The organism is Hymenobacter sublimis, from assembly GCF_023101345.1.
Classification (GTDB): Bacteria; Bacteroidota; Bacteroidia; order Cytophagales; family Hymenobacteraceae; genus Hymenobacter; species Hymenobacter sublimis.
This window is the reverse complement of record NZ_CP095848.1, coordinates 2,151,799-2,177,971: the sequence shown is the minus strand read 5'-3', so window position 1 is coordinate 2,177,971 and position 26,173 is coordinate 2,151,799. Positions and strand designations below refer to the sequence as shown.

At 59.3% G+C, this 26,173-nt stretch carries 23 protein-coding genes; 8 read left to right on the top strand and 15 right to left on the bottom strand.

Translation table 11 applies throughout. From position 1 onward, the window contains the following. The first annotated feature begins 119 nt into the window (after positions 1 to 119). The 4 genes from MWH26_RS09150 (at position 120) to MWH26_RS09135 (ending at position 2,196) form a co-directional block, all read left to right on the top strand. The gene (locus MWH26_RS09150; protein WP_244696304.1) at positions 120 to 293 is read left to right on the top strand and encodes a DUF6728 family protein; all 174 of its coding nucleotides are present in this window, start codon (positions 120 to 122) and stop codon (positions 291 to 293) included. Positions 294 to 377: 84 nt separating this feature from the next. Beyond that, positions 378 to 746 carry an MmcQ/YjbR family DNA-binding protein gene (locus tag MWH26_RS09145; RefSeq protein WP_247976966.1) on the top strand — a complete coding sequence of 123 codons (369 nt, stop codon included), beginning with the start codon at positions 378 to 380 and terminating at the stop codon, positions 744 to 746. Between the two features lie 285 nt (positions 747 to 1,031). Further along, the gene (locus MWH26_RS09140; protein WP_247976965.1) at positions 1,032 to 1,475 is read left to right on the top strand and encodes an Rrf2 family transcriptional regulator; all 444 of its coding nucleotides are present in this window, start codon (positions 1,032 to 1,034) and stop codon (positions 1,473 to 1,475) included. 70 nt (positions 1,476 to 1,545) lie between these two features. Next, entirely contained in the window at positions 1,546 to 2,196 is a 651-nt protein-coding gene (locus MWH26_RS09135; RefSeq protein WP_247976964.1) for an NAD(P)-dependent oxidoreductase, read from the top strand. A gap of 231 nt (positions 2,197 to 2,427) precedes the next feature. Here the strand turns inward: MWH26_RS09135 and MWH26_RS09130 are convergent, their stop codons facing one another. The 3 genes from MWH26_RS09130 to MWH26_RS09120 form a co-directional block, all read right to left on the bottom strand. Further along, complete coding sequence (locus MWH26_RS09130; protein ID WP_247976963.1) at positions 2,428 to 5,412, bottom strand: leucine--tRNA ligase; 2,985 nt, start codon at positions 5,410 to 5,412, stop codon at positions 2,428 to 2,430. Positions 5,413 to 5,611: 199 nt separating this feature from the next. Beyond that, complete coding sequence (locus MWH26_RS09125; RefSeq protein ID WP_247976962.1) at positions 5,612 to 6,295, bottom strand: spheroidene monooxygenase; 684 nt, start codon at positions 6,293 to 6,295, stop codon at positions 5,612 to 5,614. Between the two features lie 126 nt (positions 6,296 to 6,421). Then, on the bottom strand, positions 6,422 to 6,931 hold the full coding sequence (locus MWH26_RS09120; RefSeq protein ID WP_247976961.1) for a pyridoxamine 5'-phosphate oxidase family protein: 510 nt from the start codon (positions 6,929 to 6,931) through the stop codon (positions 6,422 to 6,424). Positions 6,932 to 7,026: 95 nt separating this feature from the next. Between MWH26_RS09120 and MWH26_RS09115 the strand changes: the two genes are divergently transcribed. Then, positions 7,027 to 7,641, top strand: a complete 615-nt coding sequence (locus MWH26_RS09115) for an acyl carrier protein phosphodiesterase (RefSeq protein ID WP_247976960.1) — start codon at positions 7,027 to 7,029, stop codon at positions 7,639 to 7,641. Between the two features lie 111 nt (positions 7,642 to 7,752). On the opposite strand, the gene MWH26_RS09110 is transcribed toward MWH26_RS09115, so the two are convergent. From MWH26_RS09110 to MWH26_RS09090, 5 genes are all read right to left on the bottom strand, one after another. Then, positions 7,753 to 8,268: an FKBP-type peptidyl-prolyl cis-trans isomerase gene (locus MWH26_RS09110; protein WP_247976959.1), complete on the bottom strand. Its 516-nt coding sequence runs from the start codon at positions 8,266 to 8,268 to the stop codon at positions 7,753 to 7,755. A gap of 312 nt (positions 8,269 to 8,580) precedes the next feature. Beyond that, a complete protein-coding gene (locus MWH26_RS09105; RefSeq protein ID WP_247976958.1) occupies positions 8,581 to 9,501 on the bottom strand; it encodes an isoaspartyl peptidase/L-asparaginase family protein in 921 nt (306 codons plus the stop codon). A gap of 286 nt (positions 9,502 to 9,787) precedes the next feature. Next, entirely contained in the window at positions 9,788 to 11,770 is a 1,983-nt protein-coding gene (locus MWH26_RS09100) for an AAA domain-containing protein (protein ID WP_247976957.1), read from the bottom strand. A gap of 209 nt (positions 11,771 to 11,979) precedes the next feature. Then, positions 11,980 to 12,840, bottom strand: coding sequence for an SDR family oxidoreductase (locus MWH26_RS09095; protein WP_247976956.1), 861 nt, complete (start codon positions 12,838 to 12,840; stop codon positions 11,980 to 11,982). A 278-nt stretch (positions 12,841 to 13,118) separates the two neighbouring features. Further along, positions 13,119 to 13,988: an AraC family transcriptional regulator gene (locus MWH26_RS09090; protein ID WP_247976955.1), complete on the bottom strand. Its 870-nt coding sequence runs from the start codon at positions 13,986 to 13,988 to the stop codon at positions 13,119 to 13,121. Between the two features lie 172 nt (positions 13,989 to 14,160). Between MWH26_RS09090 and mgrA the strand changes: the two genes are divergently transcribed. Then, positions 14,161 to 15,162 (top strand): L-glyceraldehyde 3-phosphate reductase, encoded by a 1,002-nt coding sequence (mgrA, locus tag MWH26_RS09085; protein WP_247976954.1) that lies wholly within the window; start codon positions 14,161 to 14,163, stop codon positions 15,160 to 15,162. 50 nt (positions 15,163 to 15,212) lie between these two features. On the opposite strand, the gene MWH26_RS09080 is transcribed toward mgrA, so the two are convergent. The 4 genes from MWH26_RS09080 to MWH26_RS09065 form a co-directional block, all read right to left on the bottom strand. Continuing rightward, positions 15,213 to 15,638 (bottom strand): DUF1810 domain-containing protein, encoded by a 426-nt coding sequence (locus MWH26_RS09080; RefSeq protein WP_247976953.1) that lies wholly within the window; start codon positions 15,636 to 15,638, stop codon positions 15,213 to 15,215. 286 nt (positions 15,639 to 15,924) lie between these two features. Further along, positions 15,925 to 16,653 carry a M48 family metallopeptidase gene (locus MWH26_RS09075; protein ID WP_247976952.1) on the bottom strand — a complete coding sequence of 243 codons (729 nt, stop codon included), beginning with the start codon at positions 16,651 to 16,653 and terminating at the stop codon, positions 15,925 to 15,927. A 195-nt stretch (positions 16,654 to 16,848) separates the two neighbouring features. Continuing rightward, positions 16,849 to 17,721, bottom strand: coding sequence for an aldo/keto reductase (locus MWH26_RS09070; RefSeq protein ID WP_247976951.1), 873 nt, complete (start codon positions 17,719 to 17,721; stop codon positions 16,849 to 16,851). Between the two features lie 235 nt (positions 17,722 to 17,956). Further along, positions 17,957 to 19,066, bottom strand: a complete 1,110-nt coding sequence (locus MWH26_RS09065; protein WP_247976950.1) for a VWA domain-containing protein — start codon at positions 19,064 to 19,066, stop codon at positions 17,957 to 17,959. 242 nt (positions 19,067 to 19,308) lie between these two features. On the opposite strand from MWH26_RS09065, the gene MWH26_RS09060 reads away from it, so the two are divergent. Next, positions 19,309 to 21,747 (top strand): zinc-dependent metalloprotease, encoded by a 2,439-nt coding sequence (locus tag MWH26_RS09060; protein WP_247976949.1) that lies wholly within the window; start codon positions 19,309 to 19,311, stop codon positions 21,745 to 21,747. A 161-nt stretch (positions 21,748 to 21,908) separates the two neighbouring features. Here MWH26_RS09060 and MWH26_RS09055 read toward each other — a convergent pair whose 3' ends face one another. Both MWH26_RS09055 and MWH26_RS09050 read right to left on the bottom strand, forming a co-directional pair. Further along, positions 21,909 to 22,334, bottom strand: a complete 426-nt coding sequence (locus tag MWH26_RS09055; RefSeq protein WP_247976948.1) for an Imm51 family immunity protein — start codon at positions 22,332 to 22,334, stop codon at positions 21,909 to 21,911. Between the two features lie 92 nt (positions 22,335 to 22,426). Next, positions 22,427 to 22,963: a peptide deformylase gene (locus MWH26_RS09050; protein WP_244696284.1), complete on the bottom strand. Its 537-nt coding sequence runs from the start codon at positions 22,961 to 22,963 to the stop codon at positions 22,427 to 22,429. 307 nt (positions 22,964 to 23,270) lie between these two features. Between MWH26_RS09050 and MWH26_RS09045 the strand changes: the two genes are divergently transcribed. Further along, positions 23,271 to 24,419 (top strand): glycoside hydrolase family 43 protein, encoded by a 1,149-nt coding sequence (locus MWH26_RS09045; RefSeq protein WP_247976947.1) that lies wholly within the window; start codon positions 23,271 to 23,273, stop codon positions 24,417 to 24,419. 306 nt (positions 24,420 to 24,725) lie between these two features. Here MWH26_RS09045 and MWH26_RS09040 read toward each other — a convergent pair whose 3' ends face one another. Further along, a complete protein-coding gene (locus MWH26_RS09040; RefSeq protein ID WP_247976946.1) occupies positions 24,726 to 25,919 on the bottom strand; it encodes a substrate-binding domain-containing protein in 1,194 nt (397 codons plus the stop codon). Positions 25,920 to 26,173: the final 254 nt, after the last annotated feature.

The window sequence follows — 26,173 nt, the reverse complement described above, 5'->3', positions numbered from 1 at the left end:
CCACTCGGAATGACAATACCTACTTCTGGCCCCGGATATAGCTGAATGAATATCTTGCAAAATGTAAATCTTTCCGTCCCGACGGATGTTATTAAAGCGTACCAGACAGCACTTCAATCATGCGCAAAGACCTGTTTAATTTCGGTCCGGCTCTCGGTTACTTCTTCCGCAAGCCCGATCCTACCCGCCACACCAACTTCAACCTGCGCACCATGCACTTCATCAATAAGCTGAGCATGGCCATGTTTCTGGTGGGGTTTATTGTTCTGCTCTACCGCTGGTTCCTGCGCTAGTTTCCAGCCTCAGTTATAAAAGACCGCCGAGCTCCTCTCTCCAGCTCGGCGGTCTTTGTGCGTGTAATGGTTTACTTAGCGACCATGAACATTGAAGACTTCCGCGACTACTGCCTGTTGAAAGCTGGCGTAACCGAAGAAACACCCTTCGGCCCCGAAACGCTGGTGTTTAAGGTAGGAGGTAAGGTGTTTGCCCTCACCGATATAGAGACTTTCGCCAGCATTAACCTGAAGTGTGACCCGGAGCGGGCCCAGGAGCTGCGTGAGCAACACGACTACGTGCTGCCGGGCTTTCACATGAATAAAAAGCACTGGAACACGGTGCTAGTTGGTACGGGCATTTCCGGCCGGCAGCTGCGCGAGCTAATCGACCATTCCTACGACTTAGTCCGCGCTTCCTTACCCCGAAAGCAGCGCGAGGAGCTAGCCGCCGCTGAGCAGGAGGGGGAATAGCTGGTCCGGGAGTGTGAATAGTGCTTATGTACAATTCTAGGCCGTCATTCCGAGCGCAGTCGAGGAATCTCGCTCGAATCGTTAAAATACCATCCCCACATCAGCGCGCAAGATTCTTCGACTGCGCTCGGAATGACGGGCATTTATATTGATAGCCTACTAATGCAAGGAACATAAATTCTTTATTCTCTTAAAACCCTAGTGTAACTATTGTGGTTACAACCGTATATTTGTCCTACCTTGCTGTGGCAGTTGCTAGAGCGACGGCCCCGTTTGTTAGTAAGCATGCAGATCAGTAGCCGTTTTTCCGTTGCCGTACACGTTCTTTCCCTGCTGGCTTTGCAGCAGGCTGATGATGTATTGCTGACCTCGGAGCGAATGGCGGGCAGCGTCAATACCAATCCGGTTGTGATACGGCGGCTGCTAGGACAGCTCAAGAAGGCTGGCCTGGTGGAGGTGCGCCCCGCTTCGGGTGGCACCTTCCTGACGCGCCAACCGGCGGCTATTTCCCTGCTTGATGTGTACCGGGCGGTGGAAGTGGTGGAAGAAGGGCAGCTGTTTAGCGTCCATGACAAACCCCTGCACGCCTGCCTGGTAGGCCGCAACATTCAGTCGGCGCTTGATGCTACCCTGCAGCGGGCGCAAACCGCCCTGGAGCAGGTACTAGCCGGCGTAACCCTGCAGCAGGTAACCACCGAAATTCTGTTGCAGGATAAACAAACAACGTAAATTTTTTTGCCTCGGATTGTAACAATTGCGGTTACAACCATTTTGTGTTTCTCACTTCATGTTTACCCTTATGAAAATTGCCCTCATTGGTGCTACCGGCTTTGTTGGCCCGAAACTGCTGCACGAAGCTCTGACCCGCGGCCATCAGGTAACGGCCATTGTGCGCAACCCCGCCAAGCTCACGGAGCAACACGAAAACCTGACGGTGGTCGTCGGCGACGTAAATAAGGTAGAGGAGCTGGCCCAGCAGTTAGCCGGCCACGACGTGGTGCTGAGCTCCTTTAATGCCGGCTGGACCAACCCCAACCTCTACCACGATTTCCTGCAAGGCTCCCGCAACATAGAAGCCGCTACCGTGAAGTCGGGGGTGATGCGCCTGCTTACCATTGGCGGGGCTGGCAGCCTTTACCTTAACGGTCAGCAGCTAGTGGACGGCCCGGAGTTTCCCGCCAACATCAAGCCCGGCGCCACCGCCGCCCGCGACTACCTTACGGAGCTCAAGCAGAACACCACCCTCGACTGGACCTTTTTCAGCCCAGCCATTGAAATGCACCCCGGCATCACCACGGGCCGCACTGGCCACTACCGCCTCGGCACCGAAAGCCCCGTGTTCAATGAGGAGGGCCGCAGCATGCTCTCCGCCGAAGACCTGGCCATCGTCCTCCTCGACGAGATAGAAACTCCCAAGCACATCCGTCAGCGCTTTACGGCCGCCTATTAAGTATTATCTGTCATGGCGAGGACGAAGGACGAAGTCATCCTTCCTCTGCTCGTGATAAACCTGATCAACTGACAAGCCCTTACTATTCATACGACAAGGGCTTGTCGCGTTTCCAGGGGTAGCACTTCGGGAAGGACGGATGGTTTCGTCCTTCGTCCTCGTCATGACAGATATAAAAAAAGACCCGCTGGACAACTCCAGCGGGTCTTTTTGCTAATAATGGGGGTAGGACTAGACAACTACGTTCACCATGCGGCCAAGCACTACAATTACCTTCTTGGCTTCTTTGCCGTCGGCGTAACGGGCCAGAATGTCGGTGGCACGCACGGCAGCCTCGATTTCCTGAGCGGTAGCGGTGGCTGGGAACTGCAGCTGCTCGCGCACCTTGCCGTTGATGGCCACCGGGTAGTTCACGGTGTCTTCCACCAAGTATTCCTCCTTGAACTCAGGGTAGGAAGCCGAGCTGATGGAACCGGCCTCGTGGCCGAGCTTCTGCCACAGCTCCTCCGCTAGGTGGGGGGCGTAGGGCGAAAGTAGAACAACCAGCGGCTCTAGAATAGCGCGGTTGTGCGTGTTCAGGGCCGTCAGCTCGTTCACCGTAATCATCAGGGCGCTGACCGTGGTATTGAACGAGAACTTCTCGATGTCCTCTTCAACCTTCCGGATAGCCTTGTGCAGGGCTTTCAGCTCGGCGGGTTTGGGCGCCTCGTCCGTTACGGCGAAGTCGCCATCCTGGGGATGGTAGAGGCGCCAGAGCTTCTTCAGGAAGCCCGCTACCCCGCTCATGCCGTTGGTGTTCCACGGCTTGAACTGCTCCAGCGGCCCGAGGAACATCTCATACAAGCGCAGCGCATCCGCCCCAAACTTCTCAATGAGCGTGTCCGGGTTCACCACGTTGTACTTCGACTTCGACATCTTCTCGACTTCCACGCCGCACACATAGGTGCCGTTGTCCTCGAGGATGAACTCCGCGGTAGCGTACTCCTCACGCCAGTTCTTGAAGGCTTCGATGTCCAGCACATCGTTTTCCACAATGTTTACATCGACGTGGAGTGGTGTTATAGTATTGGGTGAAGAAAGGTGAAAACCAAGTCCACCTGAGTTACCATTCAACTCCCCGACTTGCTTACTGATCTTGCTTAATGCAATTTGTACTGGGTTTGATGGATCTTTGAGCGTTTTTAGGAAGTCTGCTTCCTCAAACTTTTTCCGCAAGCTATCCGAAACGAATATGGGTGGAGCTACAATAGTTGCCTCTGTAGTTACTTCATTCCCATCTTCCCCAACGCTCCAGTTCGAGCCATACCACGTCACGTTCAGCCGGTACACGAAGTTCGAGCGGCCCAGAATCATGCCTTGGTTGATGAGCTTCTGGAAGGGCTCATTCGCCGTTACCAAGCCGAGGTCCTTGAGGAAAAGGTGCCAGAAGCGGGAGTAAAGCAAGTGGCCCGTAGCGTGCTCTGCGCCACCGAGGTATAAATCTACCTGCTGCCAGTATTGCTCGGGTTCCTGGCCCACGAAACGCTCCTGGTTTTCGGGGTCCATGTAGCGCAGGAAGTACCAGGAGGAGCCAGCCCAGCCCGGCATCGTGCTCAGTTCGTAGTCGTACTGGCCTTTGTATTTCCAGTCCTTGGCGCGGGCTAGGGGCGGCTCGCCGGTTTCCGTGGGCTTGTACTCGTCGATTTCTGGGAGCACCAAGGGCAGGTCGGCTTCAGCTACGCCGTAGGCCACGCCATCCTTGTAGTAAATCGGGATGGGCTCGCCCCAGTAGCGCTGCCGACCGAAAATGGCGTCGCGGAGGCGGAAGTTTACCTTGCCTTTGCCGATGCCGCGGGCTTCGAGCTCCTGAATCAGAGTTTGGGTAGCTTCCTTGTAGCCTTGGCCCTGAATGAGGCCGTGCAGGTAGGTGCCTTCCTTGGTCGGGTCGGCCTGCTCTTCAATCTGCTGCTGATCTACTACCTGCACAATGGGCAGGTGGAAGTGCTTGGCAAATACGTAGTCGCGCTGGTCGCCGCTGGGCACAGCCATTACGGCGCCGGTGCCGTAGCCGGCCAGCACGTAGTCGGCAATCCAGATCTGAATGGGTTCGTTGGTGAAGGGGTTCAGGGCGTAGGCGCCGGTGAAAGCGCCCGATACGGTTTTGGTATCGGCCATCCGGTCGCGCTCCGAGCGGCGCTTGGTAGCGTCGATATACTCCTGTACCGCTTCCTGCTGCTCGGGGGTAGTCAGCTCTTTAACCAGCTCATGCTCAGGAGCCAATACCAGAAACGTAGCACCGTAAATGGTATCCACGCGGGTAGTGTATACCTTGATTTGCGCCTGCTCGTGGCCTTGCACCGCAAACGTTACTTCGGCCCCGATGCTTTTGCCAATCCAGTTGCGCTGCATTTCTTTCACCGCCTCAGGCCAGTCGATGGTATCGAGGCCCTGGAGCAGACGGTCGGCGTAGGCTGTGATGCGTAGGTTCCACTGCGGCATCAACCGACGTTCCACGGGGAACCCGCCGCGCTCCGACAGGCCATCCTTGACCTCATCGTTGGAGAGCACCGTGCCCAAGCCCGCGCACCAGTTCACGTAAGTATCTGATTGGTAGGCGAGTCGGTAAGGGTGCACGGCCAGCAGGCGCTGCTTCTCGCTCATCATCTGCCACTGGCCAGCCGTGAAGTCGTGGAGCTCCTCCTCGTCGCCGGCGGCGCGCACGCCCTGGCTGCCACTCTCGGCAAATTTGTCGAGCAAGGTTTTCAGCGGCTCGGCGCGGTTGGTATCAAGGTTGTACCAGCTATTGAACAGCTTGAGGAAAATCCACTGGGTCCATTTGTAGTAGCTGGGGTCGGAAGTGCGCACCTCGCGGCTCCAGTCGTAGCTGAATCCCAAGGAGTTAAGCTGCCGAATGTACGTGTCGATGTTCTGCTCCGTGGTGATGGCCGGGTGCTGGCCCGTCTGGATGGCGTACTGCTCGGCGGGCAGACCAAACGAGTCGAAGCCCATGGGATGCAGCACGTTAAAGCCCTGCAGGCGCTTGTAGCGCGACACAATGTCGGAGGCAATGTAGCCCAGCGGATGGCCAACGTGTAGCCCAGCCCCGGAGGGGTAGGGAAACATATCCAGCACGTAGTACTTAGGCTTTTCTGACTGATTTTCAGCCTTAAACGTGTTATGCTCTTTCCAGTGGGCTTGCCACTTCTTCTCGATATCCTGGGGATGGTAGCCGGGCATGGGCAGTCGGTAGTACAGTTAATCTGAACGGGCGAAATTACGGAAAAACAGTGGCGAGTCGCAGGTTATCGTCCCGCGGCTACCGTCTCTGGAGGGCGTCTCCTTCTTTCTTACCATCCAGACAGCCTAAGGTCGAGCAAGCATAACCGAGTCTTCAAGCGTAGGATGCTAGTTCCTGAATAGCCAGGTGAGGCACTGCCTACAGCGCCCGTCCGTCCCAGGTGCCTTCAGTGCGTACCACCCGAAATCGGGCGAATAGCTCCTCGCCGTACCAGTTTTCCTGGCGGGTAAGTTTAATGACTTGCTTGTGTTTTTCGCTGCGGTAGGCGTAGTCCTGCATCGCCTGCTGCGATTCCCAGAGGCTAAACGTGGCTTGACGCACCACTGGCAGCTCACCCAGTCCAATGGCCGCCCGAACGCCCGGCGCCTGGGCCACCGTGGCGCTGGTGGGGGCCACGTAGCGCCAGAAGCGGGGCGTTTTGTGCAGGCGGATGGAGGCACGGGTCAGCACGGCTACCGGGCCGGCACCTTCTGCGGCTTCAGTGGGGTAGGTGAAGGGGTTCACGCCGTCCCAAAGCCCGTGCGACTTGAGCGGTGCCAATTCGGCAGTCCAGATTTCCGAGGTGCGCTGTTGGTACTGCTGCCACAGCGGATGCTGCGCAAAAAAAGCCGCCGCGGCTTCCGCTGATTCCCACACCGCCATCAGGCCGTAGCGCCGGAGGTTGGGCAGGGCCCCGAAGCCGCCCGCGCCACTGCCCAGCAGTTTCTGAAACTGCAGGCCAGCTACCTGCCGGAGGGGGCGCTGGGCCGTGCCCATCTGCGCAAACCCCCAACGCTGCTGGTCCGGCTGTAGGGTGAGGATGGAAAGGGTGGTGACTGGCAAAGCAAATAGGGTAGTGGAAACGAACAACGGCAAGCGCTGCCAGCAAACGTAAGAGCTGCTGGCACGAAACAACAAAAAAGGGCCGGATTTGCTCCCAGCCCTGTTCCTGATTCTTTACTTGGTAGCCTAGTTAGGGTTTACTTTGGCGTGTTCATCGCCGGTGGGCTGGTACCGTTCGCCGGTGGCCACGGCTTTCACGTAGCCAAAGGCACGCACCAGCACGCTGCTGGGCTGATCCCAATACTCGCCCCGGTCAATAGTGATTTTCAGCAGGGCAATGTTGGGGTCCTCGGGGCCTTTCGGGAACCAGGCGCGCAGGCCTTCGCTCCACAGCTCCTTGATTTTAGCCTGGTCAGTCAGCACCGAGGCCGTGCCGGAAATCGACACGTACAGGTTGTCATCAGGCTTGGAGTAGCCTAGGTTAACGTGCTGGTCTTTGCGCACCTCGTAAATCTTGGCCGAATCTTTTTCCGTGAAAAACCACAGCGTGCCATTGGCTTCCGGCTTGTGGGTATACATCGGACGACTATGCAGGCCGCCTTCGGCATCGGCCGTGGTCAGCATGGCAATTTTGATATCCTCGATTCTTTCGATCAGCTTGGTCACATCGTGACTTTGGGCAACATGCTCAGCCATTATCTTCGGGTTTTGGTGTAATAGGATGGTTCAGGAAATACGGCCGGCTGGCCCGAAGGTTCAGTTGACCGTCGTTGCTGCCCGTACAAGCGCCCATGAACTTTCTGGCCCACCTGCTGCTTTCCGGTTCCCCCGCCACCACTCCTCACTACGCCGATATTGTGGTAGGCAACTTTGCCGCCGAAGCCGTGCGGGGCCGCGCTGGTCTGCTGGCCTACCCCGCCGCCGTGCAGCAGGGTATACAGCTACACCGCTTCATCGATTCATTTACCGATTCGCACCCGGTAGTGCGCCGCACCACGGCCCGCCTGCGTGCAGCGGGCCTGGGCAAGTGGGCCGGGGTAGTGGCCGACGTGGGCTACGACCACCTACTAGCCCGCGACTTCGCCCGCTACCACCCCGATGCGGCCGAACCACTACCCGTCTTCGCTCAGCGCCTGTACGCCCTGCTCCACCAGCGCCGCCACGAGCTGCCCGAGCGCCTGCAGGAAATGCTCCACTACATGCGCCTGCACGATTGGCTGACAGGATACGCGCAGCCGGCGGGGTTCCAAAGAGCCCTGCTGGGCCTTTCGCGCCGGGTGCCCGCCGCGGCAGTGCTGGCTACCGGAGCCGCCGCGTTTCTAGCGGAGCTGCCCGCGTATGAGCAAGATTTTCAGGAATTCTGGCCGGAGCTGCGGGCGGCAGTGGAGGGAATGTTAACTAAGTAGACACGGTGTTCTACTAAGGAATAAGAAGGAAAACATTGTTTTTAGAGGCCTTGAAAGAAATGAAAACGGGGCCAAGCAGCCCCGTTTTTACTATCAGAAGGTTCGTAATGCCTAGTGGTGGTGGCCGCCTTCGCCGTGGACGTGGCCGTGGTCGAGTTCTTCGCGGGTGGCATCCCGTACGCCGGCTACTTTACCGTCAAAGTGCATGACCATGCCGGCTAGCGGGTGGTTGAAGTCCATCTTCACGGCGTCCGTGCCGATTTCTACCACTTTGCCTTGCATGTGGTGGCCCTGGTTGTCGGCCATGGGTAGGAAGTTGCCTACTTGCAGCATTTCCTCGTCAATCTGCCCGTCAATTTCAAATACGTTTTTCGGGATTTCTACCACGGCCTGCTGGTCGTAGTCGCCGTAAGCCTGCTCGGGCGTGAGCGAAAAGGTGAACGTCTCGCCGGACTGCTTGCCTTCGAGTTGGCGCTCAAACTCTTCGGGAAGGCCGCTTTGGCCGAACAGAAATACCATCGGCGCGTCTTCCTCGGCCGATTCGACCAGAACTTTCTCTTGATTTTCGTCGGTTACACTCAGGTCGTAGGTGATGGTAACGACTTTGTTTTCGCTGATTTGGGCCATACTGCGGGGTGGACGAGGGCCGTCCGGGGCTGGAAATGGAGAATTGGGTTTCGCTAGGCTAGTTACGGAAATAGCCCGGATTTGTCGGTGCTGACTGGGCAGGTAGTGCCGCTTGGGCAGCAGAAATGGCTTTTGTAAAATTTTGTCATGAACTAAATCGATGGCAACTCAGAGCTTAAAGTAGTAAGCTAACGAGTTCTTACGCTGCGTTTTTAACTGCATTCCTACCCCAAAACGGATCTTGCACTTATCAGTCCTTCCAGGGCCGGGCTCAAATCTGGTGTGAGCTAGTATACGATGGAAGCTACGGCATCAGGAAAGCTCCTCGCGCCACACGGCCACGAAGGGTTCCTGCTCGCCAATGCGGTAGGCGCACCGCATGATATTGGTGTTGCTTTCAATGGCTATCTGGCCATCTTTATCAATGGCAATGAAGCCTTTATCACCCTTTAGGTCCTCCTCGCGCAGCTGGACGGCTTCCCGGCAGGCCTCGGGGGCCGAAAGGCCTTTGTATTTGACCAAGGCGTAGACTTCATGGGCCAGGGCACCGCGCAAAATTATTTCACCATCACCGGTGCACGAGACGGCGCAGGCCTCATTGGCGGCGTAAGAGCCACCCCCGATGATGGGACTGTCGCCGACGCGGCCCTTAAGCTGGCCCTCGATGCCGCCCGTGCTGGTGGCCACGGCCAGGTTGCCCTCCTGGTCCAGGGCCACGGCCCCCACGGTATCATGGCCCTGGGGCTGCTTTTCCTCGTCCTGAATGATTTCCAGCCACTCCTGGCGGGCTTTTTCCGTCTGAAAGTAGTGTACGGCTTCCATGGTCAAGCCGTGCTGCAGGGCAAATTCCAGGGCGCCTTCGTCGGAGATATGCACGTGCTGGCACCGCTCCATTACGGTGCGGGCTAGGCTAACGGGGTTTTTCACGTACCGGACGCTATTCACGGCCCCAGCTCTCAGCGTGCGTCCGTCCATGATGGAGGCATCCATTTCTACCTCACCCTGCTTGTTGAGGCTGCTGCCCCGGCCCGCATTGAAGTGCTTGTTGTTTTCCAGGCTGCATACGGCCGCCTCAACCGCATCGAGGGCCGAGCCGCCCCGGTGCAGGATTTCCCAGCCAGCCTGCAGCGCCTCTTGAAGTCCTTGGCGGATGGCCGCTTCCAGTTCCGGCGTCATCTGGGCGGGGTCCATGGTCACGGCGCCGCCGTGCAGGACAATAGTGTAGGTTTTCATAGAAGAATGGAACAGGATGGTAGCCGTGGTACGCGCAAAAAAAAGCCCCGTTCATGGCGAAGAGGCTTTTCCGTGTTAGTACGACAGGACGGGATAAATACGGAGGAAGTGGTGAACTAGTGAGATGGTGAGTTTGCTGTTCGGCCGGCGCAAGCGTTCTGGCGGGGCGATGTAGTAGTAGCTGGACTACCCCCTCCGCCAAGCCAAAGTCCCAGCGGGGCACTTGCACGCCATACGCGCCGCTAGAACGCCAAACTCACCATTTCACCATCTCACTAGTTCCCGCTTATTGCAGCTCCCAGGCCGTACGGTAGGCCCCGATGCTTTCCACGTAGTCGAGGAAGGCTTTGTAGAAGGGGTGGGAGCCCAGGGTGCTGGAGTCGCCGACGAGTAAGAGCTTGCGGCGGGCCCGGGTCATGCCCACGTTCATGCGGCGAATGTCACTTAGAAAACCGATTTCTCCCTGAGGGTTGGAGCGGGTGAGGCTAATGGCAATGATGTCGCGCTCCTGGCCCTGGAAGGCATCCACGGTGCCGATGCTGAGCATGCGGTGCTCCAGCAAGCCGGCCAGCTCGTCGTTGTCTTCTACGGCATCCTTGAGGTAGTTGATTTGGGCGCGGTAGGGAGCAATGACCCCAATGGTGAGCAGGTCCTCGGTGTGGTCGGCGGCATCGTAGGGTTCCAGCAACTGGGCTAGGCGCTTCAGGAGCAGGTCGGCTTCCTCGGGGTTGGCCGTGGAGCGGCTTTCCTCAATGGTCAGCTCCTGAAAGCCAAAGCCGGCCGTATCGAGAAACTCCACGGCCATGTCGGGGGCGAAGCGCAGGTCGTAATCGGGCAGGTCGGCGTGAGCCACGCTGGGCGCGGCTTTCAGCCGGCCTTCGTAGAACTGCTCCGAGCTGAACTCCATGATCTGCTCGTGCATGCGGTACTGCACCTCCAGCATGCGGGCCGTGTCGGGCTGGCGTCGGATGCACTTCTCGAACAACGTCTCGCGCAGGCCCTGGGCCGCCGCTTTCTCGCTTTTCACGGTGGGCGGCAGCTGCTGATGGTCGCCGGCCAGCACTACGCGGTTAGCCTTGGTAATCGGAATCCAGCAGCCCGGCTCCAGGGCCTGGGCGGCCTCATCAATGAACACGGTTTCGTAGGTGAGGTGGCGAATAGCGCGGTTGCTAGCTCCCACCAAGGTGCACGTAATTACCTGCACCTGCTCCAGCAGGTCCTCCGTGATGTAACGCTCCAACTGATCCGACTCCTGCAGCAAGTCGTGGGCCTGTTGCTTGAGTAGCCGACGCTGCTCCCGCTCCTCCCAGCCGAAGTGGCGCTTGAACTTGCCTGCCTCCTCGCGGTACTGCTCGGCGGTTTGGCGCATGCTGCGCAGCTCGGCGTAGCTCTTGTGGTTCATAATCTGCGCGTCGAGTGTGTGCTGAAGCAGCAGATCCGAAACGCGCGAGGGGTTGCCCATGCGAATCACGTTGACGCCGCGCTCGGCCAGCTTTTCGGTAAGCAAATCCACCGCCGTGTTGCTCGGGGCGCACACCAGCACCCGCCGCTCCCGCCGGATGGTTTCCAGAATGGCCTGCACCAAGGTGGTGGTTTTGCCGGTGCCGGGCGGGCCGTGAATAATGGCCACATCCTGGGCCGCCAGCACGTGGCGCACGGCCGCCAACTGGCTTTCGTTCAGGGGCGAGGGGTAGTACAGCGTGGCCTCCGACTCGGGCTTATAGCGGGCCGGTTTGGCGCCCAGCAGCACGTCGCGCAGCTCCGCCAGCCGCGAGTCGAAGGCGCCCATGACCTTGCCCAGGGCGTACTCCATTTCGCGGTAGCTAACCTCGTCAAAGGTCAGGTCTACGCCCAGCTTGCCCTCTTCCACCCAATCGGGCAAGTCTTCTTTGGTGGTGGCTAGCAGAATTTTGTTGCGCTTGACGCTGGTAATAACCCCCGAGAGGGTAGGCCGGTCGGAGCCGGAGCGGCCGGGGATGTTGCCAAACAGCGCCGCGTTTTTGCCCACCTGAAACAAGTGGAGCCCGCCCGCGCCGGCCGGCCGTTCCAGCTCCAGAACGAGCTTGCCGCCGAAGCCAATGTCTTCGCTCGTGATTTTGACGGGGTACCAGGTCAGGCCCCGCTTCTGGCGCTCGGCAATGGTAGCCTGGGCGCTCTTGATTTTGAATTGCTCCAGGTCCTCCTGCTGCTCGAGCTTCATGAGGGCCTGTACCTTGCGCAGCTCTTTTTCCAGCGCGTAAGGGTCAGTATAGGTAGGTTGTTCAGCCAACAGATTGAAATTTGGGATTCGTTGATAACAACGAAACAGGCAATAAGGTGGCCGAAGGTCGGGGAGAAATTTAACTTTGGTGGCTAGGCAGACTGCGTCTGCACACCGATTTGTATTGGCTGAAACAGCAGGCATCTTTCTGCCCGCAATTGCTTTGCGTGCTGCTAATGGTTCTGATTGGGATGTCTTAAAGTTATTCCTACCACTACTTACAACTTGAAGATCTCCTTCACTCCCTCCTTCAGCGGGGTAGGCGGGCGGCCCAGCCAGTCGGCCAGCTCGGCGGTGACGGTAGATTCCTGACCGTTTTTGATGTCGGTGAGGAAGCCGGTGATGCGCTCCACGGCTACCTCAGGCAGGCCTTGGGTACGTAGGCGGGCCATAAACTCGGGCTCCTCAACAGGGGTATACTCCACGGGCCGGCCGGATAGCTCAGTTAGGGCCTGGGCTACATCGGCAAAGGAGTAGGTAGCGGCGCCGGTGAAGGTGAGGATGCGGTTCTGGCAGGAGTCGTCGGCCAGCACGTTGGCAATGGCCTCACCCTGGTCGCGGCGGAGGGCGAAGGCCACGCGGCCCTGGCCGGCCGGGAGTTGGATGCCCTTTTCAAACACCTGCGGCCCCACGAACTGGGGCAGCGTATCCATGTACAGAATGTTGCGAAACAGCAGGTAGGGTAGGCCGCTGGCCCGGATGTAGTCTTCCGTCTGGAAGTGGCGCTCCATGAGCTGGTTGACCAAGGTAGCGGGCTCCCGGAGGGCGCGACTGGTATAGCCTATGCACCCTACGCCGGCCTTTTTGGCGGCATCTACCACGTTGCAGTGCTGTTGGAGGCCATCCTCGTCGCCCCCGCCGGAAACTAGCAGCACCTTGCTAATGCCCTGCATAGCCTGCTCCAGGGAGGCCGGGTCGCGGTAGTCACCTCCCCGAATGTCCACACCTTGTGCTTTCAGGTGGGTGGCTTTGGCTTCGTCGCGCACCAAAGCGGCAAGCTGGCTGGCGGGAAGTTTGCGCAGGAGTTGTTCAAGTACGGCCGAGCCGATGTGGCCGGTAGCGCCGGTTATCAGAATCATAAGAAATGGAAATGAGTGACGGATACCCGGCAAAGGTGGTCCGTAACAAAGCCGCCGGAAAGAGCGAAACGGCGGGAAAGTTGGGCGAAACGGCGGAAAGCGAAGGCAGCAGTGAAGTCTTTCTTAATAGGCCGTGTCCTGCTGAGCTGGTCGAAGCATCTCTCCCGCTTCGCCTGCATGATTGCGTTAGCCAGAGGTAAAGATGCTTCGACCAGCTCAGCAGGACACGATTACTGTTTTCAGAAGCCGCTATTCTCTGCCCGGCATACACCTAGTAACTATCCCGCCTGCTTGTAAGCGGTGGGCGAGAGGCCGAGGCTGTTGCGGAAAAACCGGCTGAAGGCCGACTGGTCGGTGAAGTGGAGCAGGTCGGCGACCTGGGCTACGGTGAGCTGCTGGTTTTGCAGCAACGCCTTAGCTTCTAGCATCACCGCCTCCTCAATCCACTCGCCGGCAGTTTTGCCGGTTACCTGCTTCACCGTTTCCGTGAGGTGTTTGGGCGTGATGCACAGGCGGTCGGCGTAGAATTTCACGCTCCGCTCCGTGGTGCTGTGGGCATTCACCAGGTGTTTGAATTCAGCCGTGAGCAGCTGGCTGCGCGTTTGGGTGGCCTGCAGCGCCGCGTGCTGCTGGTCATAGAGGCCTATTACCTCATAGAGTAGGCTGTTGATGAGGCTTTTGATGACCTGGTTGCGGTAGGGGGCCGGGGCCTGAAACTTCTGCTGCAACAGGCGCAAGGAAGCGGTGATACTTTGGGCCTCGGGGGCCGCAAGCGGTAGCACGGGCCGGGTAGCATTTTCCAGAAATTGGAAATGATCAACCGGAATGTGGTTGCGGGTGGTAATAAACTCCGGGGTAAAGAAAATGGAAAGGCTGTCGTGGTCAGGGGAGAAGGACGTCCATTCCTTGATGATGTGGGGCGTAATCAGCATCAGGCTACCGGGCTCGATAGTGTAGGTTTCCAGGTTGGCCTTCAGCTCCGCCGTGCCGCGCAGGCAAATGCCAATCTTGTAATAGTTGCCCCGGTAGGGAGTTCGGAGGGGCGGACCGCTGGTGTGAGTATGCTCGTCCAGGAAAAACACGTCCGCTACCTCATCATCAGGACGGGAGAAGTACTGCAGCCGGTAGGTCGGAATCAGGTGGCTCATGGGCGCGAGGAGAGGGAAGCAGTAGCTGGGGCTCGGAGCAAGCCGGGTTGCCCGGCAAAAGGTCGGGAAAAGTAGACTGGTCGGCGCAACAAAGAGCGGGCCGCGTACGGACTATTTCCAGGTTCCTGCGTACTTGCCGCCCCAACGTCATCAGCTAACTGCAACCAACGCCATGCCCTACCAACCCAGCCCTACCCGCTATTCCTCTTCCATGCAGTACCGCCGCTGCGGCCGTAGCGGCCTGAAACTGCCAGCCGTGTCCTTGGGCCTCTGGCACAACTTCGGCGACGTGGACGTGCTCCAGAACTTCCGCGCTACCCTGCACCGGGCCTTCGACAGCGGCGTGACCCACTTCGACCTGGCCAACAACTACGGCCCGCCCCCCGGCTCGGCAGAAACCAACTTCGGCCGCATCCTGAAGGAAGACTTCCGCAGCTACCGCGACGAGCTCATCATCTCCACCAAGGCCGGCTACCACATGTGGGAAGGTCCCTACGGGGAGTGGGGCTCGCGCAAATACCTCATTTCCAGCCTCGACCAGAGCCTGCGCCGGATGAAGCTGGAGTACGTGGACATCTTCTACTCCCACCGTCCCGACCCCGACACGCCCCTGGCAGAAACCATGGGTGCTCTCGACCAGGTAGTGCGCCAGGGCAAGGCCCTGTACGTGGGCATCAGCAACTACCAGCCCCAGGAGGCCGCCGAGGCCATCCGTATTCTGCGGGAGCTGGGCACGCCCTGCCTGATTCACCAGCCGAAATACTCCATGTTTGAGCGGTGGGTAGAAGGCGGCCTGCTGGATTTGCTGGGCGAGGAAGGAGTTGGGTGCATCCCGTTCTCGCCCCTGGCCCAGGGCCTGCTGACGGACAAGTACCTGCACGGCATCCCCGAGGACTCCCGCGTGGCCAAAGGGGTAGGCTTCCTCACCGAAAATCAACTTACTCCGGAGCGCCTCAGTCAGGTGCAGCAACTCAATACGCTAGCCCAGGAACGCGGCCAAAGCCTGGCCCAAATGGCCCTGAGCTGGATTCTGCGCGACGAACGGGTAACGTCCGTGCTCATCGGAGCCAGCAAACCCGACCAGCTTTCCAACTCCCTGCGCTGCCTGGATAACCTGCAATTCAGTGAGGAAGAGTTGGCGCGGATTGAAGGAATCTTGCAGGGAGTAAAATAATGTCTGGAAACGGTCGTCGGGCTGAGGTAGCCGCAGCCTAGTGAAGCAGCTTAGCGGCTGAGAATCTGCAGGGTTTTGCCGTCGGGGTCTCCACCGAAGAACTTGTCCAGCACTTGCTCAAAGACGGGGTCAGCGTTGGGCACGCAGGAAAACAGCGTCATGGAGGACTTTAGCTTCAGGTCGTCGGGGCTGCCGAAGATGGCGGTGGCGTTGGTGCCGGGCAAGGCGAGCAGCGCCCGGGATATTTCCAGCAGGCGCGGCCCGAGCACAGGATGCCGGAAGAAGTCCTCGGCCTCGGCGCGGTTGCGGATAGCGTAGAATTTCGAGGTTTCGCTAAAGCCCAGGCCCTGAATCTGAGGGAAAATGTACCACATCCAGTGGCTGCGCTTGCGGCCATTTTTTATTTCAGCTAGCGCCACCAGGTAATCCGTGCGCTGGGCGTCCAGAAAGCGTTGCAAATCGGTTGTTGAGGCCATGCCCTTGCGGTTATAGAGTACACTTGGTAGAGTGTACGTGCCTGTGGTCAGCAGCGCCGAAGTAGGTAGCTAGGGTTTTAGGGGGCCGGCAGGGGTAGGAATACAGTAGTAATATAGGTGATGAAAGAACGTCATGTCGAGCCAGTCGAGACATATCGCGTGCTGACGTTGCACTGGTAATCTGATTACTCACGAACGAGATATCTCGACCGGCTCGACATGACGTTCTGTTGTTTTCCGTTTAACGTTCCTGTGTTGGCCTATTACAAAGCGACTTGCCAAGTGCTTAATCCGCGTCGTCGCCACCGCCGGATTCCTGGCCGGTGGGGTTGGTTTGCAGGGCCGCTTTGTGCTGGCGCCAATCGGGCATGAACTGGTCCATCAGGCCCCAAAAACGGGCGTTGTGCAGACGCTCGTGCAGGTGCACCAGTTCGTGTACTACCACGTATTCCAGGCAGCCTGCGGGCTTCTTGGCCAGCTCCAGGCTCAACCAGATGCGCCGGGCTCGGATGTTGCAGGTGCCCCAGCGGGTTTTCATTTGCTTCACGCCCCAGTCCTCGGCCCGGGCCCCTACAACAGGTTCCCAGTAAGTTAACAAAGCCGGAATTTGTTCTTTTAGGCGGGCCCGGTACCAGGCATTGAGCACGGCGGCACGCTCGGCGGGGGTGCTGCCGGTTGCCGCGTACAGGTTTAGGTGTTCTTCGGAAAGAACCACCCGGGCGCGGCTGGTGGTAGCGTGCACGCGCAGCTCGTAGGGGCGGCCCTGGTAGTAGTGGGTTTCGCCCGTTTGGTAGGTTACGGCCACGGGCTGGGGTAGGGCCGCAAACCGCGCCTGGTGCTTTTGAATCCAGGCCTGGCGGGAAAGCACGAACTGATGGATGGTTTCTTCGGGCAGGCGCAGGGGCACGGCCACGCGCACCCGGCCCGCCGGTGGATACACCGTGACGCGCATGGTCCGGATGGCTTTGCGCACTACTTCCACGGCCAGCTCGCCAATCTGTACAGTTTTACTCATAAGGGTGCCACTCAGTGGGGTCAGCTGCCCGCGGCGGGGTGTCGAACGGGCTGCGTTTGGCCCGAGCGTTTTTCCGCACGATAACCGAACGGTGCCGCAAGTTACGCAAGCCCCGCAGCGTACGAAAACCCGGTTGGGGCAGCATGCAGGTAGCGCGCTGCCTCAACCAGGTTTCGGAACCAGCCGCCGGCCTACTTACTCCGCCCCCGCTGAGCCGCCCAGGTTTTCTAGCTCGGCCATGTCGTCGAGGGTAAGGGCCAGGGAGGCGGCTTGCACGTTTTCTTCCAGATGCTTGACCTTGGAGGTGCCCGGAATCAGGAGAATGTTGGGCGAGCGGTGCAGCAGCCAGCTCAGGGCTACCTGCTGCTTGCTGGCGTTATACTTCTGCCCGATGGTAGCCAGCTTGCTGAGGGCCTGCTCGTTGCCGCCGGCTAGTGGGTACCACGGAATGAAAGCCAAACCATTTTTCTCGCAGAAGTCCAGCTCCGCCTCCCACTTGCGGTTGTCCACGCTGTACATGTTCTGCACCGACACAACCTTGACGTACTGCTGAGCCTGCTGAATCTGCTCTACGGTCACCTCTGACAGGCCGATGTGCTTGACCAAGCCTTCTTCCTGCACCTGCTGCAACAATTCCAGGGTTTGTTCAAACGGTACGTTCGGGTCGACGCGGTGGAGCTGATAGAGGTCAATCGTATCTAGTTTCAGGCGCTGCAGGCTGCCTTCCAGGGCTTCGCGCAGGTGGGCGGGGCTGGCGTCAATGGGCCACTGGTTGGGGCCGGTGCGCAGCAGGCCGCCCTTGGTGCCAATCACCAGTCCGGGCTTGTAGGGGTGGAGGGCCTCGGCAATAAGTTCTTCTGACACGTGCGGACCGTAGCTGTCGGCCGTGTCAATAAAGTTGACGCCCAGCTCCACGGCCCGCTGCAGCACCCGGATGGCCTCGTCGTGGTTCTGGGGCGGGCCCCAAATACCGTCGCCGGTGATGCGCATGGCCCCGTAGCCCATGCGGTTGATGGTCAGGTCGCCACCTAGGCGGAAGGTAATGTCAGGAGTAGTGGAGGTAGCCATTAGTTGACGGAGAATGGGTGAGGATAGGCACTTGCCGGTAGTGCGCGAGCCGGCGTAAACCGACGAAGCGAGGACAGCCTACAAGTAACATCCGGACCTCGTAAAAATCCAGGTCAACAGGTATAAATTCCTAGTAGCAGAACCGTAGTTGAATTGCTTTGCCGATGATAAGAAATCCTGGCGGTGCCTCGTACATTTCACCGGCCTACCCCTTCCCTGAGCCTTGCCTTGGACGCTATACCTTCAGTTCCTGCCCCTGAATGGCGGCGGCCATCAGTTGCGGGAACTGGCCGGGTGTGCAGGCAAAGCTCGGAATGCCCAGAGTGGCTAGCTGCTCGGCCACGCGGCGGTCGAAGGAGGGGGCACCGTCGTCGGCGAGGGCCAGCAGGGCCACCATCGTCACGCCGGCAGCTTTGAGGGCGGCGGCGCGCTTGAGCATTTCCCGCTCGTTGCCACCCTCGTACAAGTCGCTGATGAGCACTAGAATAGTATCGGTGGGGCGGGTGATGAGCTGCTGGCAGTAGGTGAGGGCCAGGTTGATGTCGGTGCCGCCCCCGAGCTGCACCCCGAATAGCAAATCCACCGGGTCCTGCAGGTTTTCGCTCAGGTTGACTACGGCCGTATCGAAGACCACCATGTGGGTTTTCACCGCCTTCAACGAGGCCAGCACCGCTCCAAACACGCCCGCGTACACTACTGAGGAGGCCATGGATCCGCTCTGGTCCACGCACAGCACAATTTCCTTGAGTGCCTGCCCGCGCCGCCCGTAGCCGATGAGCTTTTCGGGCACTACCGTTTTGTACTGGGGCTGGTAGTGCTTGAGGTTGGCCCGGATGGTAGCGGCCCAGTTGATTTCGTGGTAGCGGGGGCGCGGGTTGCGCACGGCCCGGCTCAGGGCCCCCTGCACGGCCTGGCGCAGCGGGTTGGCTAGCTTCTGCTCCAGCTCGCGCACTACCTTGCCTACCACTTCGCGGGCCGTGTGCTTCACTTTCTGGGGCATCACCCGGCTTAACGACAGCAGGGTGCCCACCAGGTGCACATCGGCTTGCACGGTGCGCAGCACTTCGGGTTCCAGCAGCAGTTGGTGCAGGCCCAGGCGGTCCATGGCGTCCTGCTGCATTACGGCCACAACGGAGGAAGGAAAATAGGTGCGGATGTCGCCCAGCCAGCGGCTGACCTTGGGGGCCGAGCCGCCCAGACCGGCTTTCCGTTCGCCATCTTGGTCGTAGAGTTGAGTAAGCACCTCATCCATGCGCCCATAGTCGGGGGAGAAGGGGATTTCATTAGCGGCATCGGCCGGGGAGCCTAGCACCAGTTTCCAGCGGGCAGCAGAAGTTGAGGACACGATGGTAGAGTAGGAACGGAACGGTTTCCAAGTAACAAGATAATCTGCAATTGGCGGCGGTGAGGGTGAGCCCCGATTGGTGGAAAACTACCCGTGGCGTGAGTACTAGTTTCCCCCTTTCCAATGAATGAGGCTAGTACTCACACTAATCTGCATTGAAGAAGCGCTAAACTTGTGCCGTAGCTGCTGGCAACCTCGGCATCCCTTTCTACCTTCCGCCACCTTCACTACCTCTCCGCCGCATGAAAAAACTGTACTCGCTCCTGGTTGGCTCCCTGCTCGTTAGCTCCCACGTGGTTTCGGCCCAAAGCCTGGCCGAGAAAACCAAGGGCATGCAAAAGTCCTCGGGCTTTTTTCCGTTTTACTGGGACGAGAAAACGGGCCGGGTGCTGCTGGAAATCGACAAGCTCGACCAGGAAATCCTCTACGTCAGCACCCTACCCAACGGGGTGGGCTCTAACGACCTGGGCCTGGACCGCGGCCAGATCGGGCAGACGCGCATCGTGAAGTTCGTGAAGAGCGGCCCGAAGATTCTGCTGTTGCAGCCTAACTATGATTTCCGGGCCGTGAGCCCGAACGCCGAGGAGCGGCAGTCGGTGGAGAATTCCTTTGCCCAATCGGTGCTGTGGGGCTTCAAGGCCGAAGCCCAGGAGGGAGGCCGGGTGCTGATTGACCTGACGCCCTTTCTGCTGCGCGACTCCCACCAGCTCGGCGACAAGCTGGAGGACTTGAAACAAGGCACCTACAAGGCCGAGGAAAGCCGCTCGGCGGTATTTCTGCCCAACACCAAATCATTTCCGCAGAACACCGAGTTTGAAGCCGTGGTGACGCTCACGGGCAAGGGCAAAGGCCGCGAAATCAACTCCGTAACGCCCGACCCTAGCGCCGTGACGGTGCACCTGCACCACTCCTTTATTCAGCTGCCCGACAATAAATACAAGCCCCGCGCCTTCGACCCGCGGGCCGGCTACTTCGCCAACGAGTACATGGACTACGCCGCGCCCATTGATCAGCCCATTCAGAAGCGGCAGATTGTGCGGCACCGCCTCCAGAAGAAAGACCCCGCCGCGGCCCAGAGCGAAGCCGTGGAACCCATTGTATACTACCTCGATCGGGGCACGCCCGAGCCCGTGCGCTCGGCCCTGCTGGAAGGCGCTGCGTGGTGGAACCAGGCCTTTGAGGCAGCCGGCTACCGCAATGCCTTCCAGGTGAAGATGCTGCCCGAGGGCGTGGACCCCATGGACATCCGCTACAACCTGATTCAGTGGATTCACCGCTCCTCCCGTGGCTGGTCGTACGGCTCCTCCATCGTGGACCCGCGCACCGGCGAAATTCTCAAGGGGCAGGTGTCGTTGGGTTCCTTGCGCGAGCGGCAGGACTACCTGATTGCCGAGGGGTTGTTGCAGCCCTACGAGGACGGCAAGCCCACCAGCCCCGACATGCTGCGTATGAGCATGGCCCGCCTGCGCCAGCTGGCCGCCCACGAGGTAGGCCACACCTTGGGCCTCTACCACAACTACGCCGCCAGCACCCGGGACCGGTCATCGGTGATGGACTACCCCGTGCCCCGCCTCACGCTCCGTCCCGATGGCACCGTGGACCTGAGCGAGGCCTACACCACCGAAATTGGCACCTGGGACAAGCGCGCCATTCTCTATGGCTACCAGGATTTTGGCCCTCAGGCCAACGAGGCCGCCGCGCTCAAAAACATCATCACCCAGACCCTCCGGGACGGCTACGTGTTCATGGCCGATGCCGACGCCCGGGCCCAGGGCGGGGCGCACCCGCTGGCCCACCTCTGGGACAACGGCACCAGCGCCGCCGACGAGCTGCACCACGTCATGGATGTGCGCCGGGCCGTGCTGGACCGCTTTTCCGAAAAAGCCATTGCTCCCGGCCAGCCCATGGCTACCCTGGAAGAAGTGCTGGTGCCCATGTACCTGCTGCAGCGCTACCAAGTAGAAGCCACGTCCAAGGTGCTGGGCGGCCTTTACTACACCTACGCCGTGAAAGGCGACGGCCAGACCGTAACGCGCCTGATAGAACCCGCCGAGCAGTGGAAAGCCTTCGATGCGTTGCTACGCACCATTTCGCCCCGCGAACTGGCTCTCTCGGAGGAACTGCTGGCTAAGATTCCACCCCGCCCCGTGAACTACCCGCGCACCCGCGAAACCTTTAGCACCCGCACCGGCCTCACTTTCGACCCTACCGGCGCGGCCGAATCAGCGGCGGCTACTACCCTGGAGTTTCTGCTGAACCCCCAGCGCGCTGCCCGCCTCGAAGAGTACCACGCCCGCCACCAGGAGCAGCCCGGCCTGGCCGCCGTGCTCGACAGACTAGTAAAACAAACCTGGCAGGCCAAGCCCGAAGCCGGCTACCCCGGCGAGCTGCAGCGCTTAGTAAACACGCTCACCCTGCACCGCCTGCTGACTCTAGCCGCTACCTCGCAGGCACCCGCCGGCGTGAAAGCGGTAACGACGATGAAAGTGGACGAGCTGAAAACCTGGCTGCAGAAAGAAGCGAAATCAGGCAGAGACGAGCGCCACAAAGCCACCCAGCTTGCCGCCCTGCGCACCATTCAGCAGTTCGAAGAAACCCCCGAAAAATTTCAGCCTGCCCCCTCCTTGCCCATGCCCGATGGGGCGCCCATTGGCAGCGAGGATGGCTGCGCTGGGTTTTAAAGTGGCAGGTAGCCTACGGATTTGCTCGATTCAATGTCCAGCAAGTTCATCTGCCTTCTGTATAGTAAACCTCCCGCGCGCGGGAGGTTCAACTGCTGGAAATAAAGACCTTCCTAAATACCATGTTTAACAAGAAACTGCCTTCTGCTACCTTAAATAACCTACTCAAAAAAGTCGCCGGGGTCGGCTTGGCTGAGGTACTTATTCAGGCTGCCGAGGTTGGCGAAGATGGGGTGGACGAGGCGTAGAAACTGCTGCGTAGCGGCCCGGCTGTCGGCGTAGGCCCGGAATATTTCCCCTTCACCGGCCAGCTCCAGATGGTCCAGTAGCTCCGGTTCGTGCTCTTCCACGATGGTTTCGATGTGCTCGGCCCAGGATGCGCCGCTGCCGCTGAAGCCGTGCTTCTCGAACACGGCGTAGTAATCATCCATTTCCGACAAGTCGACCACAATCCGGTACTGGCGTTCCGGGGTAGCATTTTCTTGCAGGTCGTAGACGAGGAAGGGGTAGTAGGGGCTGACCATGAGGCGCAAGGTAGGGGTAGTGGCTCGAAGCAGCGGCGCTGGCCTAAAGAAACCGGCTGTCATTCCGACGCAGGAGGAATCTGGGTGAAATCGTTGAAAGGCTTGCCCCAGATTCCTCGCTCTGCTCGGAATGACAGCCGGTTTGTACGCTTTGGCTACCGCCCGTAGGGGCTGTTGGCTTTAAACTGGCGCTCAAACTCCTCGCGGGAGCAGAGGGACTTCACGTCCACCATGCGGTCCAGGGAGAGGATGCCATCGAGGTGGTCGATTTCGTGCTGGAGTAGCTCGGCTAGGTCGTCTTCGCGGCCGGCGTGGGCTTCGTGCCACTGGCCCTGCTGGTCCTGGTAGCGCACCCGAATCCACTCGTAGCGCTCTACCTGCATGAATATGGAGAGGAAGGAGAGGCAGGCATCCCAAACAACCAGTTTCTCAGGGCTGTGGGCGATGATGCTGGGATTGATGAGCGGCCACACCGGCCGGCCCGGCAGGCGCAGCAGAATCACGCGCTGCAACTCCCCAATCTGAGGTGCGGCAATGGCCCGGCCGTAGCCGGTGGTGTCGCGCCAGTGGGCCACGGTGTCGGTCAGGTCCGTGACTAGGTTGGCTATTGCGGGAGCGCTAGGGTCGGCTACGGGCTCGGCCACGGCCCGGAGTAGTGGGTGGCCAAGTTGCAGGATGTCGCGGACGGGCATAAGAGGTAGGAGCGTTTAGAAACAGGAAGATAACACGTTTCATTAGGGGGCGGTAGCGGCCCTTGCTACCACAATCGATTACAGAGTTTATTTTCAGCAATAGTGGCGGCAAAGCGCGTCAGTCAAACTAGCAGGAATCTATATTTGGGGCGAACAGTGCAGTTGCCCCATCCAGTGGCCTGCCCCTCGTTCCTGGGTTTGCCGGCTCCGATGCTGCCGGCTGCCGCCCGCTCCTCCCGACTTGCTGTTTACCTGCGGGCGCCTGCGCGACCCGTAGCTGGTTTGTCCACCTCCTAACTTCCCGCCCGTGCTGTTTAAGCGCCATTCCCACCTGCTCGCTACCACCACCGTATCGGCCCTGACGCTGCTGCTGCCCGCAGCCCTGCTGAGTTCCTGCCAGCAAAAGCAACCCGCCGCCGAAACCACCGCCACGTCGGCCGAGGCGCCCGCCCCGGCAACAACGGATTCAGCTGCTTCCGGCAGTCGGAAATACCTGGCCCGGCCGCTGGTTAAGGATATCTACACCGCCGACCCGTCGGCCCACGTTTTCAACGGCAGAATCTACATTTACCCTTCCCACGACATTGAAACGGGGATGCCGGAAAACGACAACGGCGACCATTTTGCCATGCGCGACTACCACATCCTGTCGATGGATAGTATTGGCGGCAAGGTAACGGACCACGGCGTGGCGCTGGATACCAAGGACATTTCCTGGGCGGGCCGCCAGCTCTGGGCCCCGGACGCGGCCTACAAGAACGGAACCTACTACCTCTATTTTCCGGTGAAGGATAAGCAGGATGTGTTCCGGATTGGGGTGGCTACCAGCACGTCGCCTACCGGTCCGTTCAAGGCCCAGCCCCAGCCCATTCCGGGCAGCCTGAGCATCGACCCAGCCGTGTTTACCGACACCGACGGCAAGACCTATATGTACATGGGCGGCATCTGGGGCGGGCAGCTCCAGCGCTGGCGCACCGGCAAATACGACGCCAGCAAGCCCAAGGAGCAGGAACCCGGCCCCCAAGAAAAGGCCCTCGGACCCAAAATGGCGCGCTTAACCGACGACATGCTCACCTTCGCGGAGCCCGTAAAAGAAGTCCAGATTCTGGGCCAGGATGGCAAGCCCTTCCTGTCGGGCGACAACAAGCACCGTTTTTTTGAGGGCGGCTGGCTGCACAAGTACAACGGCAAGTACTACTTCTCCTATTCCACCGGCGACACCCACCTGCTGGTGTACGCCACCGGCGACTCGCCCTACGGCCCCTTCACCTACCAGGGCGTCCTGATGAACCCCGTGGAAGGCTGGACTACCCACCACTCCATCGTGGAAGTAAACGGTAAGTGGTACATCTTCTACCACGACACGGAGCTGTCGGGCAAAACGTGGCTGCGCAACGTGAAAGTCACCGAGCTAAAACGCCGCCCCGATGGCAGCATCGAAACCATCAACCCGTAAGGTTGAGAGTGGTTGCTTGTTAGCAACTGCTCACACCTAACCCGCAGAACGTCATGTCGAGTTGGTCGAGGCATTTCGTGTGCTGACGCCTGATTAGTTTGGCAACATCAGCACGCGAGATGCTTCGCTACGCTCTGCATGACCGTCTTTGAGTATTCGAAGACCCTGACTGCTAACACATTCTAGCTGTTGGCTATTACAGCATGTTCATCACGAAAGGCACCGGCAGAACCCCTCTACATGAGGGCTCAGCCGGTGCCTTTTTGTTAACAGTTAACAGCTAATTGCCAGCCGCTAACAGCCAGCTCAAATATCGAGCTTGAAAAACTCCGGCTTGCGTTTTTCGCCCTTGGCTTTCAGCGAAGATTGGCGAATTACTAGGTCGCCGGTGATGACGAAGGTGCGGGGCTGGAAGGCTTCTTTCTCCTGCACTTGCTCCAGAAACAGCCGGGCCGCCTGCTGCCCAATGCGGTAGGGGTGCAGGTTGACCGTGGTGAGGCCCGGCTCAATCATGGAGGCCATGAACTCGTCGCCGAAGCCCACCACGGCAATGTCCTCGGGCACCCGGATGCCGCGGGCTTTCAGGGCCACCAGCAGGTCGAAGGCGTTGGTGTAGTTAATGGCAAAAATGGCGTCCGGGGGCTGGGGGAGGGCCAGCCAGGCGTCCAGGGCGGCCACCGCCGACTCGGGTCGGAAGTGGATGTGGGTGCGCAACTCGTCGTGAGCTGGCAGGCCGTGCTTGAGCAAGGCGCTGAGGTAGCCCGCCAGTCGGTTGCGGCTGATGAGCAGGCCCTCCGGCCCGGCCAGAATGGCAATGCGGCGCGCGCCCTGCTCAATCAGGTGCTCCGTCACGTGAAAGGCCCCGTTCCAGTCGTCCAGAATTACCTTGGCCGTATCCACTTCGTTGCACACCCTATCGAAGTGCACGATGGGAATGCCCCGGGTAGCGGACTGCTTCACGTGGTCGAAGTTTTCGGTTTCCCGGGAGTGACAGATCAGCAGGCCGTCTACGCGGCTGGCAATCAGAGCCTGCACGTTGCTGACCTCCATTTCGTAGGATTCCTTGGACTGGCAGATCATCACCCTATAGCCCGCCTCGGCCACTACCTGCTGAATGCCACTGACGGCGGTAGCGAAAAATGGCCGCTCAATATCCGGGATAACAACTCCTATAGTCTTGGTTTCGCTGCTCTTTAGACTCTGGGCCAGTAGGTTAGGCTGGTAGTCGAGTTGGCGCGCTACCTCCATAATGGCCCGCCGCGTGTTGATGTTAATGTCGGAGTGGCCATTTAGGGCCCTTGATACCGTGGAGGGCGCCACTCCCAACTCCCGGGCCACGTCGCTGATGGTGGTTTGCCGCCGTTTTTTCTCCGGCACAACGGCCCCCTTGTCATCCGTGAAGTGGTAGTTGCAAGCCTTGCAGTGGTAGCGCTGCCGCCCCCGAATAAAGCCCGCCCGCATCACGGCGTCGGCCAGGTGGCACTTCGTGCATTTGATCATGGCAGTGAATTGAATTATTCCAAAGATGAGCAGGTGCATTGAGAAACCCAACTCAGCACCTGATTTTTGGTCAACGAGATTAAGCTACGTATTTTTTTTACTCTTCCGGGAAATAATTTCACCTACCGAAAACGTTTTCGAAAACGTTTTCGGTATTTTTTGTTGAAATACAGGCGTTTAAGCGGGTTTTTAGATTGCTGCCTATCCCAGTTGGTGCTTTATATTCGGTAGTAAGTACTCCCTAACCCTTCCTT